Origin of the sequence: Umbribacter vaginalis (assembly GCA_001552935.1) — a bacterium.
GTDB classification, from domain to species: Bacteria; Actinomycetota; Coriobacteriia; order Coriobacteriales; family Eggerthellaceae; genus Berryella; species Berryella vaginalis.
Genome location: KQ959680.1, coordinates 1 through 1,808, shown reverse-complemented (window position 1 = coordinate 1,808; position 1,808 = coordinate 1). Strand labels below are relative to the sequence as shown.

Below are 1,808 nucleotides of genomic sequence, written 5' to 3'. Positions count from 1 at the left end.
ATTTCCTTCCCTTTATCTGCTATTTTTATGTTCAAACTCAAAGGAGAAAACAAGCGGGGCTTCCCACCGTCACGGCGTTTGACCGTGCTATCAGATGCAGTAACGCGAACACGGAAAGCGTGTATGACGCTCGAGGAATCCTATTCATGTAAATTGTATTGCAATATGCGACACAATTATGTATGGTATGAATATGGAGGTTGATTGATATGGCAGTTACTAAAACAGCGAATGTGAATGTGAGAATACAAGAAAATATTAAGCAGCAGGCAGAGCAGATTCTGGAAACTATTGGAATTCCGAGGGCTACTGCTATTGACATGTTTTATCGTCAAATCATTCTTAATAAGGGTATTCCGTTTTCGCTTACTATTCCAAAGTCTCTTCCAGCACAAGATGACATGGATGAAAAAACGTTTAACGCATTGATGGCTAAAGGCTATAATCAAGCGGTTCAAGGTGATAGTTATCCGATAGCTGATGTTTTTGAAGAGCTTGAACAGGGTCTTTAAAGGATAAGTAGGGTGAAAGAAAGTAAATATGAGGGAGGTGAAAAATGAATAAAGCTAAGATGGTATTGCAGAATACAGGTATGAGAAAAGACAATCAACAGTTTGATGATATTGTTAAGATTGTCGAAAGTGCCAAGGATCGCGCTTATAGAAAAGTTAATGAAGAATTAATCTTGATGTATCAGGAAGTGGGCAAGTATATAAGCGAGAAAAGTAAAGAAGCAGCGTAAAGAAGCAGCTTATGGATCAAATTTTGTGGAAAATGTTGCTGATTTTTTCTCTGAAAATTATCCTGATTTAAAAGGATTTACCCGTAGGGGACTTTATAGAATGAAGCAATTCTATGAGATATATAAGGATGATGAAAAAGTGTCAACGTTGTTGACACAATTGAGCTGGTCTAATCACTTGAAAATAATATCTGGATCTAAGAGTAAAGAAGAAAGAGAATTCTACATTAACTTAGCGATTAATGAGAATCTAACTCACCGAGAGTTGGTAAGGCAGATGGACAGTGGCTATTATGAGCGTTATATGCTTTCAAATAGTAATAATTTGCCTGCTATTCAAAGGGTAAAACAAGAGATGCATAATTTATTTATGGACAGTTATGTTTTAGAATTTATTGATGCTCCCAAGCTTGGAAATGAAAGAGAATTTCAGAAATCAATTCTCGGGAATCTGAAGAACTTTATTTTAGAGATTGGGAAAGATTTTTCTTTTATAGGTAATGAGTATAGGGTACAAATTGGCAATCATGATTACTATATAGATTTGCTATTCTATCACAGGGGATTATCCTGCTTAGTTGCATTTGAATTAAAAATTGGAGAGTTTAAACCGGAATATATCGGAAAAATGAACCTCTATTTAGAAGCACTGGATAGAGAAGTAAAGAAACAAACTGAAAATCCAAGCGTAGGAGTAATCCTTTGTGCTACAAAAGATGATGAGGTAGTAGAATTTGCATTGAGTAGAAGTCTTTCGCCTACAATGGTATCTGAGTATACATTAAAACTGATAGATAAGAATTTGTTGCAACGAAAATTAAAGGAATATATAGATATTGCGGGAGAAACAAACGAATAAAATTTAATAATTATAATGCGTAAAAGGTGATTAGAGTACAATCTAACTGCCTTTTTGTATTCTGAAACTGTTTGTTGTCTGCTAGTGGATTTGAAGCATTTGGGATTTGTTAATAAATGGCAAACCTTGTAATGATAGCTTTTCCTATCGTTAAAAAGTGCACCCTATATCCATAGTGTGCACTCAAAATTTAGACAGACTTCCCAA

The 1,808-nt window shown here is 35.0% G+C and carries 3 protein-coding genes; all 3 read left to right on the top strand.

Annotation, left to right across the window (positions count from 1 at the left end):
• Nucleotides 1–209: 209 nt before the first annotated feature.
• From HMPREF3190_RS03090 to HMPREF3190_RS03085, 3 genes are read left to right on the top strand one after another with little or no spacing between them, the layout of a single operon-like run.
• Complete coding sequence (locus HMPREF3190_RS03090) at nt 210–512, top strand: type II toxin-antitoxin system RelB/DinJ family antitoxin (protein WP_066780295.1); 303 nt, start codon at nt 210–212, stop codon at nt 510–512.
• A 44-nt stretch (nt 513–556) separates the two neighbouring features.
• Nucleotides 557–742 (top strand): DUF1016 N-terminal domain-containing protein, encoded by a 186-nt coding sequence (locus HMPREF3190_RS07565; protein WP_449676093.1) that lies wholly within the window; start codon nt 557–559, stop codon nt 740–742.
• 25 nt (nt 743–767) lie between these two features.
• On the top strand, nt 768–1,601 hold the full coding sequence (locus HMPREF3190_RS03085; RefSeq protein WP_449676091.1) for a PDDEXK nuclease domain-containing protein: 834 nt from the start codon (nt 768–770) through the stop codon (nt 1,599–1,601).
• Nucleotides 1,602–1,808: the final 207 nt, after the last annotated feature.

Bases quoted from the DNA above. Each gene is read 5' to 3' on its own strand.
- HMPREF3190_RS03090 (WP_066780295.1), top strand. From the start codon at position 210: ATGGCAGTTACTAAAACAGCGAATGTGAATGTGAGAATACAAGAAAAT.
- HMPREF3190_RS07565 (WP_449676093.1), top strand. From the start codon at position 557: ATGAATAAAGCTAAGATGGTATTGCAGAATACAGGTATGAGAAAAGAC.